The organism is Pseudotamlana agarivorans (assembly GCF_018860245.1).
Lineage (GTDB): Bacteria > Bacteroidota > Bacteroidia > Flavobacteriales > Flavobacteriaceae > Pseudotamlana > Pseudotamlana agarivorans_A.
This window is the reverse complement of record NZ_JAHKPD010000005.1, coordinates 14,138-32,437: the sequence shown is the minus strand read 5'-3', so window position 1 is coordinate 32,437 and position 18,300 is coordinate 14,138. Positions and strand designations below refer to the sequence as shown.

12 protein-coding genes and 1 pseudogene are annotated in these 18,300 nt (G+C 33.6%); 8 read left to right on the top strand and 5 right to left on the bottom strand.

The window, feature by feature from the left end; all coding sequences use genetic code 11:
- Positions 1–166 precede the first annotated feature (166 nt).
- Positions 167–1,360 (top strand): IS256 family transposase, encoded by a 1,194-nt coding sequence (locus KO493_RS01210; protein WP_216066134.1) that lies wholly within the window; start codon positions 167–169, stop codon positions 1,358–1,360.
- Between the two features lie 147 nt (positions 1,361–1,507).
- Here the strand turns inward: KO493_RS01210 and KO493_RS16085 are convergent.
- From KO493_RS16085 to KO493_RS01195, 4 genes and pseudogenes are all read right to left on the bottom strand, one after another.
- Positions 1,508–1,717 (bottom strand): annotated as a pseudogene (locus tag KO493_RS16085) (proline dehydrogenase family protein); the annotation flags it as partial.
- Positions 1,713–3,287 (bottom strand): sulfatase, encoded by a 1,575-nt coding sequence (locus KO493_RS01205; RefSeq protein WP_216066133.1) that lies wholly within the window; start codon positions 3,285–3,287, stop codon positions 1,713–1,715. The pseudogene KO493_RS16085 and the gene KO493_RS01205, both read right to left, overlap by 5 nt.
- 11 nt (positions 3,288–3,298) lie before the next feature.
- Positions 3,299–4,480 (bottom strand): proline dehydrogenase family protein, encoded by a 1,182-nt coding sequence (locus tag KO493_RS01200; protein ID WP_216066132.1) that lies wholly within the window; start codon positions 4,478–4,480, stop codon positions 3,299–3,301.
- A gap of 98 nt (positions 4,481–4,578) precedes the next feature.
- Positions 4,579–5,349: a hypothetical protein gene (locus tag KO493_RS01195; protein WP_216066131.1), complete on the bottom strand. Its 771-nt coding sequence runs from the start codon at positions 5,347–5,349 to the stop codon at positions 4,579–4,581.
- A gap of 183 nt (positions 5,350–5,532) precedes the next feature.
- Between KO493_RS01195 and KO493_RS01190 the strand changes: the two genes are divergently transcribed.
- Complete coding sequence (locus KO493_RS01190; protein WP_216066130.1) at positions 5,533–5,796, top strand: CBU_0592 family membrane protein; 264 nt, start codon at positions 5,533–5,535, stop codon at positions 5,794–5,796.
- A 14-nt stretch (positions 5,797–5,810) separates the two neighbouring features.
- Here KO493_RS01190 and KO493_RS01185 read toward each other — a convergent pair whose 3' ends face one another.
- On the bottom strand, positions 5,811–6,416 hold the full coding sequence (locus KO493_RS01185) for a TetR family transcriptional regulator (protein ID WP_216066129.1): 606 nt from the start codon (positions 6,414–6,416) through the stop codon (positions 5,811–5,813).
- 127 nt (positions 6,417–6,543) lie between these two features.
- Between KO493_RS01185 and KO493_RS01180 the strand changes: the two genes are divergently transcribed.
- The 6 genes from KO493_RS01180 (at position 6,544) to KO493_RS01155 (ending at position 18,272) form a co-directional block, all read left to right on the top strand.
- Positions 6,544–9,726, top strand: a complete 3,183-nt coding sequence (locus tag KO493_RS01180) for a SusC/RagA family TonB-linked outer membrane protein (RefSeq protein WP_216066128.1) — start codon at positions 6,544–6,546, stop codon at positions 9,724–9,726.
- A gap of 19 nt (positions 9,727–9,745) precedes the next feature.
- Positions 9,746–11,263 (top strand): SusD/RagB family nutrient-binding outer membrane lipoprotein, encoded by a 1,518-nt coding sequence (locus KO493_RS01175; RefSeq protein WP_216066127.1) that lies wholly within the window; start codon positions 9,746–9,748, stop codon positions 11,261–11,263.
- 20 nt (positions 11,264–11,283) lie between these two features.
- A complete protein-coding gene (locus KO493_RS01170) occupies positions 11,284–12,114 on the top strand; it encodes a hypothetical protein (protein WP_216066126.1) in 831 nt (276 codons plus the stop codon).
- A gap of 259 nt (positions 12,115–12,373) precedes the next feature.
- Entirely contained in the window at positions 12,374–13,732 is a 1,359-nt protein-coding gene (locus tag KO493_RS01165) for a Gfo/Idh/MocA family protein (protein WP_216066125.1), read from the top strand.
- Between the two features lie 14 nt (positions 13,733–13,746).
- Positions 13,747–14,835: an endonuclease/exonuclease/phosphatase family protein gene (locus KO493_RS01160; RefSeq protein WP_216066124.1), complete on the top strand. Its 1,089-nt coding sequence runs from the start codon at positions 13,747–13,749 to the stop codon at positions 14,833–14,835.
- 107 nt (positions 14,836–14,942) lie between these two features.
- On the top strand, positions 14,943–18,272 hold the full coding sequence (locus KO493_RS01155; protein WP_216066123.1) for a glycoside hydrolase family 2 TIM barrel-domain containing protein: 3,330 nt from the start codon (positions 14,943–14,945) through the stop codon (positions 18,270–18,272).
- The last annotated feature ends 28 nt before the right edge of the window (positions 18,273–18,300 follow it).

The window sequence follows — 18,300 nt, the reverse complement described above, 5'->3', positions numbered from 1 at the left end:
ATGTTTAGAGGTGTTAGAGATATCCCGTTTTTCCTGTTTAGACTAACTAAATTATATGCCTAATTTTTTACAGGGACTGTAAACTATTTTGTGTTTTTGCTAAAATTTAGTTGAAAAATGATTTTGAAATTCATAGGCAAAAAATTTACTTTTAAATTTTTATCTTATGAACACAGAATTAGAAAAACAATTAGAAGCCTTAATCGGTGAGATCAAGAACAAAGAAGACTTTGAAAAAGTCAAAGAGCAACTACTCAAACGTGGCATTGAATCACTTTTAAAAGCAGAGATGACCGCCCATCTAGGTTTTGGAAAAGGGGATTCAGTAATTGCAAGCAACCAGCGTAACGGTTTTTCAGAGAAAACTATAAAGACTCAAGATGGGGAACAGCGCATTAAAATACCGAGAGATCGAGAAGCTAGCTTTGAGCCTGTTGTTGTCCCTAAACACCAATCTATTAGTCAAGAACTAGAGGATTGTATCCAACTGCTTTACGCCAAGGGTATGAGTAATAGCGACATCATTGACTTTATTGAGAGCACCTATGGCGTACACTACTCAACATCTCAAGTATCCATCATCACTAACCAATTACTTGAAGATATCAAACTTTGGCAGAACAGGCCTCTAGAAGATGTATACCCCATTATTTGGATAGATGCCATCCACTATAAGATACGTCAGGAAGGCAAGGTTATTTCCAAGGCTTGTATGATTGTTTTAGGTGTAAACACAGAAGGGCAACAGGATATTTTAAGCATGAGTATTGTGGAAACCGAAAAGGCGGCTGCTTGGATGTCCATTTTAGATGATCTGCGCTTGCGTGGGGTAAAAGACATCTTCTTTTTATGTTCCGACAACCTCTCGGGGCTGGATAAGGCAGTCGAAGCCATTTTTCCAGATAGTATTCGTCAAATATGTATCGTCCATCAGATTAGGAACTCCTTGAAATATGTGAGCTACAAAGACCGAAAGGCAATAATGGTAGATATTAAGGCTATTTATCAAGCAGATAACGAAGAATTTGCAAAAGAAGCTTTTGAAGTGTTCAAACAAAACTGGGAAGACAAATATCTATCAGCCGTAAAATCTTGGGAAAACAATTGGCAGAACTTGTCCACCTTCTTAAACTACCCTAAAGAAATCAGGAAACTCATCTATACCACCAATATTATTGAGAGCTTTAATGCCAGTCTGCGTAAATACACACGAAACAAAAAGGTGTTTCCTCACGATGATGCCGCCTTGAAATCCATTTATTTAGCAGCGCAAAGCATCAGAAAAAAATGGAAGAAAACACGCTTTAAATGGGGGCAGATTTACAATCAATTGTATATTTGTTTTCCTGACAGGTTATAATAATCATTATTTTAACCTATGGATTTTGAAATTATTTTTCAAAAACACAAAATTTTGGATAAACTCAGGGTTTAAACTCTTTTTAATTTCCTGCGTTTTTTTTCTTGATTCAATAGATTAAGTTCTCTACTTGTTTGCCCAGCAACAGAAGTGTTCTCTTCTGCACGCCTTATTAAATAGGGCATCAAATTCATTTTCATTTTCTTTCCCTTCAACTGAATAATCTAAAACAGAACTTACCCCTTTTTCATAAAGTTTATCAACTACAGAAACACAATCCTCTTCACTTATGCCTCCACAAAAATGATCGAATACGGTTGATCTAATTAAGCCTTCAACAGGTAAGTGTGCTTTAATCTTTTGTCAAATCGCTTCCCCACCAATTATTCTTAGGGTCGAAATCTGTAGATAGATATTCCAATCGTTGTTTTTCCAATTTTTGAATTCTCTCAGTTGAAATATATTTAAGATACTCCGCTTCTAATTCTGAACTATATAATGGATCTTTTACAGGAAATCTAGCTCCTACTTCTTCTAGATAATCAAAAAGATTTGTTTTTAATTCTTTTACCAAGTTTAAATGATATTTCGACACATCATGCGTTTCTTCTAAATCACTCCTTAAATTATAAAGTTCATTTCTATTATCTTCATAATAATGAATGAGTTTCCAATCACCGAGTCGTATTATGGAAGAAGGTTCCCCTCCTTGATTTCCATAATGGGGGTAATGCCATATTAATGGCCTATTTTCTATTTCTTCACCCATCAACAGCGGTAGAAGAGATACGCCATCAGCATGCTCCTCAGGTTTTAATTCCATTCCTAATAAATCTAAAATAGTAGGGTAAAAATCGGTACCCGAAACTGGAGTGTTAGACTGTTTATTTGCAACATTTAACCACGGTACTTTTATGAAATAAGGCTCTCGTATTCCTCCTTCAAATTGATATCCTTTACCTCCTCTGAGCGGCTGATTAGATGTAGAAAAGTTATCTCCAGCAGCAACGCCACCATTGTCTGATGTGAAAATTACAATCGTATTTTCATCTAACCCCATTTCTTTTAGTGCATCGAGAACAGTTCCTACAGCATCATCCATACTCTCTACTAATCCAGCATAAATAGGATTATCCTGAGTTTGCCTGATAGGTAAAAAATGTCCCATTTCAAATCCACGATCCTTAATTCCATTACGTTCAGCTTTTTCACGATACTTTGCCCATTTTTCTTGTGTGGTTTGAATTGGACCATGAACAGCGTAAAATGAAAGAAATGCAAAAAAATTATCCTCTTTATTATCTCTTATAAATTTCACTGTTTCATTTGCTAATCGCATACTAAGGTTTTCACCATCTTCTTTGTTTTCAAGTTTGGGATTTTGGAATGGGGAAAAATATCCTCCCCAGGGACTTCCCGGAGTCCAACCGCCAATATTGACATCAAAACCATGATCTTCAGGCCATGAGCCTTCTTTACCAAGATGCCATTTACCTGCAAAAAATGTCTTATACCCCTCTTGCTTAAGTGCTTCAGGCAAAGTAGTATACTCATGTGGTAAATTATGAATATAATCAGGAGGTAAAAGTTTATTGTGTCTATTTCTTTTTCGCCACTCTTCTCCAGTTTCTGCTCCAATCCAATCTGTAATTCCGTGCCTGGCTGCCGATTTTCCACTCATTATGCTTGCACGAGATGGACTACAGACCTGACATGCCGCATAGCCATCATTAAATATCATGCCCTCTTTAGCGAGATTATCAATATTGGGCGTTTCATAAAAACTACTATTTCTTAAACTCATGTCATTATATCCGTAGTCATCTGCAAGGATAAAAAGGATATTTTTGGTTTGAGGTTTTTGATTACATGATATCAATAATAATAAAAAAATGGAACCGGATAAATAAATTTGTATTTTATTCATATCTATATAGTTTAAGTTCTATCTGATTTCCTGCGTTTTTTCTCTTGATTCAATAGATTTAGTTCTCTACTTGTTTGCCCTGCAACAGAAGTGTTCTCTTCCGCACGTCTTATTAAATAGGGCATCACATCTTTTACAGGACCAAAAGGTATGTATTTGGCAACATTATAGTCATTATTGGATAAATTGAAACTAATATGGTCGCTCATACCGTATAATTGTGCAAACCAAACTCTACTATCATTATTTTTTAATCCTTTTTCTTGCATGAGTTCCATAAGTAAATAAGAGCTTTCTTCGTTATGTGTTCCTGCAACTAAAGAGATACCCTCCAAATTATCAAGGATATAATTTAAGGTCGAATTAAAATTAAGGTCGGTTTCTTGTTTGCTTTTGCAAATTGGGGAAGTGTACCCTTTCTCATTCGCTCGTTTGTTTTCTTTTTCCATATAAGCTCCACGAACCAACTTAAAACCAAGATGATAGTTCCCTGTTTTAGCCTTAACAAGTTCTTTCTTTAAAAAGGCCAATCTGTCGTGCCTGTACATTTGTAACGTGTTATAAACTATGGGCTTTTCTGTATTATATTTTTGCATCATGTTGGTTACCAATGTATCAGCTGCCTCCTGCATCCAACTTTCTTCGCCATCAATCAATACGGCTACATCATATGTCTTCGCTTTTTTACAAACCACGTCAAACCTTTCAACAATTTTATCCCATTCTGCTTGTTCTTTTTCTGTTAATTGGTCTCCTTTTCCCAATTTTTCATAGAGATAAAACCTACCAAATCCTGTGGGTTTAAAAACAACAAAAGGCATGGATTTTCGTTCTTTTGAAAAATCGATTAATTTGAGTACCATGTCTCTTGCAACATCAAATTCATTTTCATTTTCTTTTCCCTCAACTGAATAATCTAAAACAGAACTTATGCCTTTTTCATAAAGATTATCAATTACAGAAACACAATCCTCTTCACTTATGCCTCCACAAAAATGATCGAATACGGTTGAGCGAATTAGTCCTTCAACAGGTAAGTGTGCTTTAATAGCAAAATTGGTTGCAGCAGTTCCTATCCTTACTAAAGGCACTATGGAAATCATTTTAAATAAAAAATGTGCGCGTTCTAGTTCAGAATCACTTTTAAGCGAAAAAGCGATTTCAGTATTGTTAAAAATTTCTTTGTTGGACATTATTTGATTGTTAATTTACAACTGTATGTATAATTTAAATAGTATGGTTGCCAAGTTTGATTGATAAAAAAAAAATCTCAATTGTGAATCTTTACAAACTAGATTATGACTTTATATCTCCAATAATTTTTTTTAGTATCACTTAACTTGTCCAATGTTCTCATCATTAGTTTTGTTTTTCTTTTTAACTTTCCGTCTTTTTGGCAAAGTTCTATTAACAAATGTCTTTTCGAATCATGCATCATCAAAGCGACAATTTCGCACCTATCTTCCTCTTGCCCAGTTGTTGAGTATAAATTTAAAAATCCTTTTATGGGGTTGTTAAGCGTGTACCAATCCACTTTTTTATTTTCATCAAAATATGCAATGTGTCCACCAGCAGAATATTCAAATTTTCTAATATTTTTTCTGTTCCATCTTTTCCATTTATAATACATGGTATCCCATAACGTATCTTCGGTAAAATGGTGGAGTTCATGATGCATAACATGTACTAAATAACTTCTATTATAATTGGAGTTAATGGCAAAAAAGAGTGTATGTTTCTCGGGGTCGGGAACGGCGGCTCGTTTTACATCTTTAACTTTCAAATCGTTGCATATCACAATTTTTTGTAAATCAATATTTTTGAAATATTCCTTGGGGTATTTTTCAAACTCAAACTTTAATATTTTTAAGTAGGTTTCTAGCCTACAATAATCGGAAGGCTTTTTATAATGAACTAGAGGCCATGTACTAACTACAGTTGTGTCAAGAATAATTTCAATTCCAAGTTTATTTTTAAACTCGTTTGTGAGGTCTTTTACAGACGAAAAAGAGAGATTGAAAGTTAAAATGACTATTAAAAAAAACAATTTTTTGTGTCTCATATATTTATTTGATTATGTAATTTGACAAGAATGAATTTGTGGAGTCATTATTTTTTGTTTTCAACAGATGCTCCAATTTTATTTACTATATAATTATTCTGATTTAATAATTATTGAACTTTATCAAATTCTATTATGGAATTAATATCATAAAACTATATTTGCTTTAAAAGTTAATTTTAAATGTTAGAGCCATTAAATACGTTTCAAATTGTAGGTTGGATTGGTTCGGCCTCATACTTAATCTCATATTTCTTATTGAGTATTAATAGACTTCAGTCAAATAGTATTATTTATCAATCTATGAATGTAATTGGTGGTTTGTGCCTAGTTATTTGTGCTTATGATACAAAGGATAACCCTAATTTATTCACTAATTTTGTTTGGATGTGCATTGGTTTGGTAATGATAGTTTCCATTTTTAGAAAAAAAAATAGTAAGGAATAACTATATTTTTAAGTTTATTGGAGGGCCTTATTAAATTTTAGCATGTCTAAAGCTGCTGTTTTGTAATGTTCTGTTTTGTTAGTGTATTCAATATCAGTAATATCAAAAAGTGATAAGTAATAGTAGGCACCCTCTACAAAAACAAATATAAGCTCTGCTGTTTCTTTTGGGTTTTTAACACTTATAACTCGGTCTTTTTTTGCTTCAATTATTATTTCTTCTAAAAATAATCTTAGAGAATTATGTAGGTCTTTGAAGGCTTCTTTTATCTTTTCATCTCTGAAGGTAAGTGTGTAACAACTATAAAAAACGCCGTCATCAACTAAATTGTTCCAATCTTTTGAGAATAAATTGTTTATGATTTTTCTGAGCTTAATTTCACTACTGTCATTTTCATTTGTAACATATATAGACTTGTATCTCTCCAGTATATATTCTATTAGACCAAACATTAATTCTTCTTTAGATTTAAAGTAATATAAAATCAAACTCGTATTAATATTCATTTCTTTTGCCACCTTGGCTATTGAAGTGTTTTCTAAGCCTTGAGTTTTTGCTACATTATAAAAATGTTCGATAATTTCTTTTTGACGTATTATTTTTAAACTTTTTCTCCCCATAATTTAATTTTAGCTGCTTGTTAGTATTAATTTAACAAATTTAACAAAATTTTTTAATTGACTGACTGTTCAATCAAAATAATTTATATATTTGACACACTGATTAAAACCTAAAAAAAACAACCGAATGGAAAAATTTAATTTTTTGCTTTTATTAAGGAAAAAAATAAGAGTATGTATTGTAAACAGAAATAAGTGTTTCAAGCATCTTATTGCAATACTGATATTATTAGCTGTTAACCAAAATGTTTTTGCTCAAGATAAAACGGTTACAGGATCTGTTTTTGATGCAGTATCACAACAGCCACTTGCAGGAGCAACTGTATTAATTAAAGGAACATCAAATGGTACGTCTACTGATTTTGATGGGCAGTTTACGCTAAACACAAACTCAGGTAGTAAAACTATAGTTGTGTCTTACGTTGGTTACGCCACCCAAGAGTTAGCGATCTCTGGAAAAACCAATTTTATAATTAACCTGGCAGAAGATTCTAACGCCTTAAATGAGGTTGTAATTACTGCCTTAGGAATTAAAAAAGAGGAAAAAGCTTTGGGGTATGCTGTTCAAAACGTAGAAGGAGGTGCCCTTACAACTGCCCCAGAAGCAAATGTTTTGAGTAACTTGACTGGTAAAGTTGCTGGTCTTACCGTTTATAATAGTACTGAATTTTATACTACACCCGATATTAGTCTTCGTGGAGAAACCCCATTAGTGGTAATTGATGGTGTGCCAACAGATACGAATTTTTATAATATTAGCGCTAGTGATATAGAGAGTATGGATGTATTAAAAGGTGCTACTGCATCTGCATTGTATGGTTCTAGAGGTGCAGGAGGTGCAATTATGATAACGACTAAAAAAGGTCCAAAAGGAAAGACTGTTGTCAATATTAGCAGTAGCAGTACTTTTAATGCTGGGTTTATAGCAGTTCCAGAACGTCAAACTGTTTATGGTAGTGGAGATAATGGTAGATATAGCTACGTAGATGGTGCTGGTGGAGGAACCAATGATGCTGGTACTTATATATGGGGACCTCGTTTAGATGTTCGCGATTCATCAACTGCAAGTGGTTGGAAAGAAATTTCGCAATGGGATAGTCCTGTTGATCCTGTAACAGGAGATCGTATACCGACTCCTTGGGTATCACGTGGAAAGGATAATTTGGACAGTTTTTTAAGACCAGGCTTTATTACTACCAACAATATTAATGTTTCTAGTAGTAGTGAAAAAGGCACATACCGTGTATCAGCAACACATACTTTTCAAGAAGGGCAAGTGCCTAACACCAAGCTTAATAATGTGACTATAAATGTAAACGGTAGTACAAAAATTGGAGCTGTTGATGTGCAATCTTCTATAACATATAATAAACAATTTTCTCCAAATACTCCTACAACTGGCTACACGAGTAATAGTTATATATATAACTTGCTAGTATGGTCTGGGGTTGATTTTGATGTACGCGACTTTAAGGATTATTGGGAGATTGAAGATGTACAACAACGCTACTATCAAACCACACCATTTTATAATAACCCTTATTTTCTTGCCAATGAAAATTTAAACGGCTATTACGAAGATGGAGCTTATGGTTATTTGAACTTGAGCTGGGAGATTATTGAAGGTCTAAGCGTGACTAGTAGAACGGGTTTCAATTCTAATAATGTAAGGACAACTACTAATACTCCAATAAGTCAAGGACAAGGTTTAGGTAACTATTCAGAATTTTCGAGGTATGACTTTACTGTAAATTCAGACCTTTTATTGATATATGATAAAGAAATAACGGATGATTTTAATTTGAACGTACTTGCAGGTGCAACTCTTAATTATAATCAGTATCGTAGTCTTGGTGCTTCTACCGATGGATTGAACACACCCGGCTTTTTCGCTTTGTCAAACTCAACTAACCCAGTGAGTGCAACAAATTATCAAAAACAAAGACAAGTAAACAGTGCTTATGGTAAATTGAGTTTAGGGTATAAAAACGCTATTTTTCTTGATGTAACGGGTCGTAATGATTGGTCAACAACGTTACCTGCCGATTCACAATCGTTCTTTTATCCTTCAGCAGCATTGAGTACGGTAATTTCAGAACTTGTTGAATTACCTGAGGTTATATCTTTTGTTAAATTGAGAGGGTCTTGGACACTTTCAAAAGAGGATATAGATCTGGAAAACGTATTTGATATTTATCGTTTAAATCCTGTTTATGCTGTAAGTGCAAATTCATGGCAGGGTCAAAGCACAGCATCTTACCCAGGGACTATTAGGGGAGGAGGTTTATTGCCAGAAGAAACACGTAGTTATGAAGTTGGAGCGGATTTGCGGTTTTTTAAAAGTCGCTTAAAACTTGATTTTGCTTATTTTAATAATTTAACATCTAATATTATAAGTGACGCACCGGTATCAAATGCTTCAGGTTTTACTAGTATATCTACGAATACTAAAGAAAGATTTGAAACAAGAGGTTTTGAGGTAACTCTTGATGCTACACCTATAAAAACGGATGATTTCCAATGGAATACGTTAATTAACTGGTCAACATTTAATACGTATAGAAACAGATTAGATCCAGACTTCTCGGCTAATAACTACTGGGTTGAAGAAGGAGCACGTACCGATCAGTTTTTAATATATGACTGGGAAAGAGATCCAGAAGGTAATATAGTTCATAGTAATGGATTCCCTGTTCAAAGTGATAATTTAAGTGTTAGAGGTTTCTCTAATCCAGATTATGTTTGGGCGTTTATCAATAATGTAAATTATAAGGATTTTTCACTTTCGTTCTCTTTTGATGGTCGTGTAGGAGGTCTTGTTCATTCAAGAACAGAACAATCCTTATGGTTTGGTGGTGCGCATCCTGATGCGGTTAATGAATATAGAGAAGCATCTACAAACGGTATCAACAATTATGTTGCTCCAGGCGTAGTAGTTGTGAGTGGTGAGCTTACATATAATGATCGTGGGGAGGTTATAAACGATACACGAGAATTTGCTCCTAATACTCAACAGGTTAGTTATATAACATATCAAAAAAGATATAACCCTTCTGTTTTTAATGGTGCTACCGAACAAAATATTTTTAAAGAGACTTTTGCCAAATTAAGAGAATTATCTATTGGATATTCCATTCCAAAAGCTACTTGTGAAGATATCGGTTTATCCTCAATGAATATTAATCTAGTTGGACGAAATTTGTTTCTCTTTAATACAGATTTGGATTTTGTAGATCCGGATAGAGGTGAAGATGATATTGCTTCACCTTCTCAAAGAAATATTGGATTTAACATTCAGGTATCGTTTTAATAAATAAAAAATCAAAACTATGAAACATTATAAATTTATATACTTTTCTCTCTTAGTGCTAGTTTTCGGGGCATGTACTGGGAATTTTGACGAGATAGCGAAAAACCCTAACAACCCAGAAGAAGTTACACCATCATTGTTACTAACCACAAATGCGTTGGCTGTGACTGCACCATATTACAGTAAAACATTTTTTAATCATCCTTTACTTATTAGGCATAATGTATGGACTTCGGGTATAGAAAACTCTCAATATTATTTTTTCGATAGATCTGGTTTTGGTACGTATTCATCATTACGTAATGTCATAAAGATGGAGGAAGAAGCAAGACGTACTGGTGACGATGTATATGTAGGATTAGGACACTTTTTTAGAGCATGGTATTTCCATAGTTTAACCTTAACTTTTGGTGATATACCTTACCAGGAAGCATTAGAAGGAGAAACCGATGCGCTTTTTACTCCTAAGTATGATACACAAGAAGATGTATTTGTAGGTATTTTGGATCAGCTAGAACAAGCTAATACGATATTAGCAAATACAGATAATGTCTTGGGCGGTGATGTTATTTATGATGGTGATATTTCCAAATGGAGAAAAGCAGTAAACTCTTTCACTTTAAGAGTATTGATTAGTTTAAGTAAAAAGGAAGGGGATAGCAAAATAAATATTGCAGAAAAGTTTGCTCAAATTGTGGGTGATCCTAGTACATATCCAATATTCACATCAAATGATGATAATATGCAACGCGTATTTTTTGATATTGAAGGAGAGCGCTATCCGTTTAATGGTCTAACACATAACCATTCGCAGTATCCACACATGGATTCATTTTTAATGGACATTTTAAAAGAAAGAGAAGATGAACGTTTATTCTATTTTGCTGAGCCTACGCAGAATGCCGTAAGCTCAGGGTTGCAGCCTAATGATTTTGACGCCTATAGCGGTGCTGATGGTACTGCCGATTTTAATGATATAGTTCAGCTCGAAGCAGATAATGAGCTTTCTAGAATTCACAGTCGCTATTATGAACAATTTGATGCAGAACCTTATGTGAGTTTAGGATATTGGGAGCAAGAGTTTAATATTGCAGAAGCGGCACAGTTAGGCTGGATTCCTAATAGTGCAGAAGAACATTATAACGAAGGTATACGTGCAAATATGCTTTTCTATCGTAACAATGCTGTGAGTTATGACGGTGTTACTTTGGATGATACTTATATTGATGATTATATAAACGGTCCAGAAGTGGCTTATGACCCTAGTAATGGTATAGAACAAATTTTAACACAAAAATATATTGGTTCTTACCTTAATACTGGTTTTAACTTTTATTATGAGCAAAGACGTACAGGTTTCCCTGATTTGCCAGTTAATCCAAACACCAATTTAAGCACAGGTGATTTAAATAAAATTCCTGTACGTTGGAAATACCCACAAAGTGAACTAAATGTTAACACAGAAAATGTCACGGAAGCTATAAACAGGCAATACCCTGTAGACGATGTAGATAGTCTGATGTGGTTATTACAATAATTAATTAAAAAAAAACAATTATGAAAAATTTAAGTTTTTGGAAGTACGCGCTATTGGGACTTTCTATGGTAATGCTTTTTTCTTGTGATACAGATGATGACAATAACAGTGATGTGAATGTCTATTTTGTTGATAGTGCCTTAAACATGGTAGAAGGAGATACTGAAGCAACAAATATACCAATACAGGTATTTACTAAAGGGGATCTTCAAGACAATCTTCAAATAACATATACCATTGAAGGAGATGGTGCTGATAGGGTTTCAGACGAATCAGGTGGTGTTATTACCTTCGAAAAAGGCTATGAATCATATAGAGGTTATATAACGTTATTAACGTTAAACAATGATGACGGAGATGGTGATGCTGAGTTATCTATTTCACTAAGCAGTTCTAACCCAAATATTATTTTTGGATTAGGCCCCGATAATGATAATAATACATTAGTAGTAACTGTTATAGATGATGAATGTACAAATCAAACAGATGTTTTTGAAGGAACATTGATTAATAATGCAACCTATGGTTCAGAAACAAGTATTACGGCTACTCTTAGTGGTGATGTGTTAACAATAAATGGAGATTTTATTGGCTATAGTGCATTAAGTGACGCAACCGTAGGAATAACGTTAACGCCTTCATCACCTGGTGCATCTGATGGTATAGTAGTTTTAAATGCGGGGGAAGTAGGTACAGATAGTGATGGTTATGATTATTATTTAGCGCCAAATGGAGAAGGTACTTATGACGCTTGTATAGGCTATATAGAATTCAGTTTTTATGTATACTATGGGTCTCCTGGTAGTTGGTCATATTGGTATGGGTCTAGCAATGTAATTACTATACCATAAGAAATAATTAATTTGAGTTAGTTTTATTTTGTTTTGAGCTGAGGAAGAAACATTTTCCTTGGCTTAAAATAGAACAATACTATATATTTTAGTTTAATTGTTCTTGTTATTTTGAAACGATTTTACTGAAAATAGAGGGTAGATTTTAGCGTAGTTTTAGATTTCTGTATAAATCTAAAGTTTCTACAGAAATGTATTACGATACATAAACAATATAAATTTAATTTTAGTAACTAAGTTAATATAGTTGACAGAAATAATGAATTCAAGACGACAATTTGTAAAAAATACAGCTTTAGCTGCAGTAGGATTATCTATAATTCCAAACCTATCTTATGGATCTGTTTTAAACGGTTCAGCACAAAAACTTAAACTTGCTTTTATTGGAGTAGGCTTAAGAGGGACAAATCATTTGGATAATGCCTTATTACGAAAAGATATTGAAATTACAGCGATTTGTGATATAGATCCAAATAGGATAAATATAGCTTTGGATAAAATCAATAAGGCAGGGTTTTCAAAACCAAAAGTTTTTGGTAACTCTGATTATGATTATAGAAATTTATTGGCGTTAAAAGAAGTTGATGCTGTAATTATTTCTACGCCTTGGTTGTGGCATACAAAAATGGCTGTAGATACTATGAAGGCTGGTAAATATACTGGTTTAGAAGTTTCTGCTGCAAACACTTTAGAAGAATGTTGGGATTTAGTTAATACACATGAAGCTACAGGAACCCATTTAATGTTGTTAGAAAATGTAAATTATCGTCGTGATGTTCTGGCTATACTTAACATGGTAAAACAAAATATGTTTGGGGAACTCGTGCATTTTAGATGTGGTTATCAACATGATTTACGTTTTGTTAAATTAAATGATGGAAAAACAGCTTATGGTAAAGGTGTTGAATTTGGAGAAAAAGGAATTTCTGAATCTAAATGGCGAACACAGCATTCCTTATTAAGAAATGCAGATGTGTACCCAACGCATGGCATTGGTCCTATAGCGGCCATGTCTGACATAAATAGAGGTAATAGATTTACTTCAATAACCTCAAATGCTAGTAAAGGTATTGGTTTACATAATTATGTTGTTGAAAACGGAGGTGAAGATCATCCTAATGCTAAACTTAAATTTAAGCAAGGGGATGTTATCACAAGTACTATAGAAACAGCAAATGGAGAAACTATTATCGTAACACATGATTGTAATTTGCCTAGACCGTATTCTTTAGGATTTAGAGTGCAAGGCGCTAATGGCTTATGGGAAGTTGATGGTAATCGAATATATATTGAAGGTAAATCAAAATCTCATCGATGGGATGAAGCTGACGAATGGCTAAAGAAATATGACCATCCTTTATGGAAAAAATATGCTGAGACTGCCACTGGTGCTGGTCATGGTGGTATGGATTTTTTCGTGCTGAATGCCTTTGTAGAATCGGCTAAAGAGAATATCGCACCTCCAATAGACGCTTACGATGCTGCGGCTTGGAGTGCCATTACACCGCTTTCAGAATTATCTATAGAAAACAATGGAGCACCTCAAGATTTTCCAGACTTTACCAGAGGTATGTGGGTAAAACGCAAACCATATAATTGGATTAAAGATACGTATTAAATATAGACGTAATTATGACAAAATTAATATTGAATTTGTTTTTTATTATATGTTCTGTTACTTATGGATGTCAATCTAATAGTGATCAGACTATGGAAGGAGAAGTAGAGGTAGAAGCAGAGCCTATACCAGATGTTCCTTTTAACGGAACATTAAAGGTGTTAACACTTAATACTTGGCATGAAGGCGTGTCTGTAACTGGTGGGTTTAATGCTATTGTTGAAGTTATTATTCAGTCTAAAGCAGATGTTGTTGTTCTTGTCGAGATTCGTAATTATAACAATGTAACATTTAGCCATAAAATTAAGGACGAATTAAAAAGTAGAAATGAAACGTTTTATACATTTAATTCTGGTAAGTCTGCAATTATACTTTCTAAATTCCCAATGACTTCTAGTCCAAATTTAGATACACCAGCTTTGTCTAAATCTATTGTAAAACTAAATGAAACTACTTCTGTGGCTGTCTATGGCGCACATTTAGATTATACCCATTATGCTTGCTATTTGCCAAGAGGTTATGATGGTATTACATGGAAGAAACTTCCAAGTCCTATCACAGATGTATCAAAAATATTAGAGCAAAACAAAGCATCACAAAGAGATGAAGCGATTGCTGTTTTTGTTGAAGATGCTGAAAAAGAAAGACAAAATGGAAATCTTGTTTTATTAGGAGGAGATTTTAATGAGCCTTCTCATTTAGATTGGACGATTGCTACAAAAGACCTATTTGATCATAATGGAACAGTAGTACCTTGGCATAATAGTTTAACACTTAAAAATAAAAATTATTTAGATGCTTACAGAGTAAAATATCCAGACCCTGTGACACATCCAGGACATACTTGGGCGGCTCATAATACACGAGTTGAACTATCTAAATTAGTTTGGACTCCAACTGCAGATGATAGAGATAGAATTGATTTTATTTATTATAATAAAGATACGCGTTTAACTTTAGATGATGTAATTGTTGTAGGTCCTAAAGGAAGTATTGTTAGAGGGCAAGGTGTTCAAGAAACCTCTCAAGACGAATTTTTATTGTCTCAAATATTTTGGCCATCAGACCATAAAGGAGTGTTAGCAACATTTAAGATTAATTAGTAGTTGTTAATTTTTCACTTAAATAGCCATTAAATTATTGTAAGTTATAAATATTAGAAACACTATTCAAAACAAAAGAATAGTGTTTTTTTTAAAATTGTTACATAATGTTTTCAAAAAAAATAATTATAGTATTTCTTACCATTGGCTTTGTATCCTATAGTCAACAAAAAAACCCTATTAGTAACTATAAATATTTTATTGAAAACGAACAAGTTATCAGTGAAAATAAATTAGATGCACACGCTTCTTTTTCTCCTTTTTTAGAAAAAGAAGATGCACTTAATAACACAAATGCTTTAAAGCAATCTTTAGATGGTCTTTGGAAATTTAAATGGGTAAAAAATCCAAAGGATAGACCAACAACTTTTATGAATCCGAGTGAAGATGTTTCTAATTGGGATACTATTAAAGTACCTGCTAATTGGGAAGTAGAAGGTTATGGAATACCTATTTATGTCAATCATCAATATGAATTTGCTGATTATAAGGCCATGATTGCAGATGATATGGAGTTGGTAGACAAGGTGCACCCTAAAAACCCAGGAGATGTACCAGACCAATATAACCCTGTAGGTTCTTACCGTCGTAATTTTACAATTGATGATGCTTGGAATGGCAAAGAACTATTTCTTCATATTGGCGCTATGAAATCGGGAGGCTTCGTTTGGTTAAATGGAGAATATGTAGGTTATTCCCAGGGCAGTAAATTACCAGCCGAATTTAATATTACAGAAATAGCAAAGAAAGGCGAAAACACTATCGCTATTCAAATATTTAGATGGACAGACGGTTCATATTTAGAATGTCAAGATTTTTGGAGAATTAGTGGAATAGAACGCAGCGTATTCATTTATGCACAACCTAAACTTCGTATTCAAGATTTTGAAGTCGTTTCCACTCTAGATGGCGCTTATGAAAATGGCGTTTTTGAGCTTTCAGCTGTTTTAGAGAATAATGTTCAAAAAGATGTAAAAGGAACACTAAAATATAAGCTTTTAGATGAAAACCGAGTTGAAGTATTATCTAGAAACGAAGCATTTTCAATTCAAAAAGATAGTGCTCTAACAATTTCTTTTAATGGCATAGTTAATCAAGTAAAACCATGGAGTGCAGAACACCCAAATTTATACACACTTGTTTTAGAACTAGGCGATAAAAAAGGAAAAATACAAGAAGCGACTTCAATTAAAATAGGATTTCGAACGGTTGAAATAAAACAGGGCTTACTTCTATTAAATGGCCAACGCATAACATTAAAAGGCGTAAATACTCAAGAAACAGACCCGGAAACAGGTCACGTGATGTCCGAAGCCATGATTTTGAAGGATATTACCTTATGGAAAGAAAATAACATCAATGCAGTTAGATTAAGCCATTACCCTAGAGGTCGAAAATTTTATGAATTATGCGATGAGCATGGTATTTACGTGGTAGATGAAGCCAACATAGAATCTCATGGTATGTATTACGGAAAATATTCTTTAGCCAAGAACGAAAAATGGGAAAAGGCGCATGTAGATCGCATGGTACGTATGGTAAAACGCGATAAAAACCATCCATCTGTCATTATTTGGTCTATGGGAAATGAAGCTGGCAACGGTGTCAATTTCTTTAAAGGCTATGATGCTATAAAAGCAACAGATAAAACCAAACGCCCTGTACAATACGAGCGTACATACAAAGATCGAGAGGGAAATTTATTAGATATGGAATCTAATACAGATATTATTGTGCCACAATATCCATCTCCAGCAGATTTTGAATATGTAGGGCAATCTAAAACTAACAGACCGTTTATCCCAAGTGAATATGCCCACGCCATGGGAAACAGTACGGGTAATTTTCAAGATTATTGGAATATCATTGAAAAGTATGATAATTTGCAAGGCGGTTTTATTTGGGATTGGGTAGACCAATCCATTTGGAAAACCAATGAAGCAGGAGAACGTTACTATGCTTATGGAGGCGACTATGGCGAAAATATGCCAACCGATAATTCATTTTTAAATAATGGTATTGTTTTTCCGGATCGTTCGCCACAACCTGCTTTATATGAAGTTAAAAAAGCTCATGAATTCATTAATTTCAAAGAAAGAGAAATTAGTAAAAAATATAATGAACTCAAAGTTTTAGTTGAGAATTTATATGATTTCACAAACTTAAATGCATTCAATTTCACAGCGTTTATAAAAGCAGATGGCACAATTCTTAAAGAGATAGCTATTGAAGATTTAAATGTAGAAACACATACAGGAAAATTGATTAGAATTCCTTTGGACGATATTGACTTTCAGAAAAACACAGAATATTTCGTTGAAATTTCGGCAACAACAAAAAACCAATGGGGTATTTTACCTAAAGGATTTGAAGTCGCTCACGAGCAAATAACATTAGATTCAAAGTACACAAAAGAAACATCAATAGTAGAAACAGATAACACATTGAAAGTTTCGAATTCTAATCAAACTATCACAGTTTCAAACGATAAATTGCATTTAGTTTTTGATAAAAATGAAGGACGATTAACATCTTATAAATACAACGAAACCGAGTATTTAAAAGTTGGAAAAGGACCAAAACCCAATTTTTGGCGCGCTGTTACCGACAACGATTTTGGAAACAGTATGCAAAAAAAGAATATCGATTGGAAAAAAGCATCCTTGTTCTCTAAAGTAACAAAAGCCGAACATACTAAATTAGAAAATGGTGCAATTAAATTACAGATAGTCTATGAATTACCAGGTGTAGAAACTACCTTTTTATCTACTTATACAATTAGTGGCAATGGTGTTGTTGACATTGAAAACACATTGAACGAGACAACAAATACAAGTGATATTCCAAGAATTGGTATGCGTATGCAAATGCCAAAAGAATTTGATACTATGACTTATTTTGGTCGTGGCCCTTGGGAAAATTATCAAGATCGAAAAGCAGCTGCGTTTATGGACCTATACACGTCAAAAGTAGCAGATCAATATGTGCCATATATTCGTCCACAAGAAAATGGATATAAAACAGATGTGCGTTGGGTGGCGTTAACTAATCAAGAAAACAACGGCTTATTAGTAGTGACAACAGATACTAAAAAAGGATTAGGCATTAGCGCCTTACACATGCCAAATGAAGATTTTGATACCAGTTCGAGTTTAGATTATGGTGGTGGAAATGTGGAAAAAGCTTATCAGATTGATGGCATTCCGGAAGTTAATTCGAGTAAGCACACCACCGATATTAAAGAGCAGAACTTAGTGCAATTAAACATAGATTTAGAGCAACGTGGTGTTGGTGGAGATGATAGTTGGTATGCAAAACCACAGGAAAAATATATGCTAAATGGAGCCAAAAAGCATCATTATGGGTTTTATTTAATTCCTTTCGAAAATGGGAAAAATGATGATTTTATAAGATTAAGTAAGAAATACATTAAATAGTAATTCCAAAGTATGTTTTGTTTGTTTA

What these genes read in the sequence shown, in the direction of transcription:
- KO493_RS01210 (WP_216066134.1), top strand. Translation starts at nt 167, where the DNA reads ATGAACACAGAATTAGAAAAACAATTAGAAGCCTTAATCGGTGAGATC.
- KO493_RS01205 (WP_216066133.1), bottom strand. Translation starts at nt 3,287, where the DNA reads ATGAATAAAATACAAATTTATTTATCCGGTTCCATTTTTTTATTATTA.
- KO493_RS01200 (WP_216066132.1), bottom strand. Translation starts at nt 4,480, where the DNA reads ATGTCCAACAAAGAAATTTTTAACAATACTGAAATCGCTTTTTCGCTT.
- KO493_RS01195 (WP_216066131.1), bottom strand. Translation starts at nt 5,349, where the DNA reads ATGAGACACAAAAAATTGTTTTTTTTAATAGTCATTTTAACTTTCAAT.
- KO493_RS01190 (WP_216066130.1), top strand. Translation starts at nt 5,533, where the DNA reads ATGTTAGAGCCATTAAATACGTTTCAAATTGTAGGTTGGATTGGTTCG.
- KO493_RS01185 (WP_216066129.1), bottom strand. Translation starts at nt 6,416, where the DNA reads ATGGGGAGAAAAAGTTTAAAAATAATACGTCAAAAAGAAATTATCGAA.
- KO493_RS01180 (WP_216066128.1), top strand. Translation starts at nt 6,544, where the DNA reads ATGGAAAAATTTAATTTTTTGCTTTTATTAAGGAAAAAAATAAGAGTA.
- KO493_RS01175 (WP_216066127.1), top strand. Translation starts at nt 9,746, where the DNA reads ATGAAACATTATAAATTTATATACTTTTCTCTCTTAGTGCTAGTTTTC.
- KO493_RS01170 (WP_216066126.1), top strand. Translation starts at nt 11,284, where the DNA reads ATGAAAAATTTAAGTTTTTGGAAGTACGCGCTATTGGGACTTTCTATG.
- KO493_RS01165 (WP_216066125.1), top strand. Translation starts at nt 12,374, where the DNA reads ATGAATTCAAGACGACAATTTGTAAAAAATACAGCTTTAGCTGCAGTA.
- KO493_RS01160 (WP_216066124.1), top strand. Translation starts at nt 13,747, where the DNA reads ATGACAAAATTAATATTGAATTTGTTTTTTATTATATGTTCTGTTACT.
- KO493_RS01155 (WP_216066123.1), top strand. Translation starts at nt 14,943, where the DNA reads ATGTTTTCAAAAAAAATAATTATAGTATTTCTTACCATTGGCTTTGTA.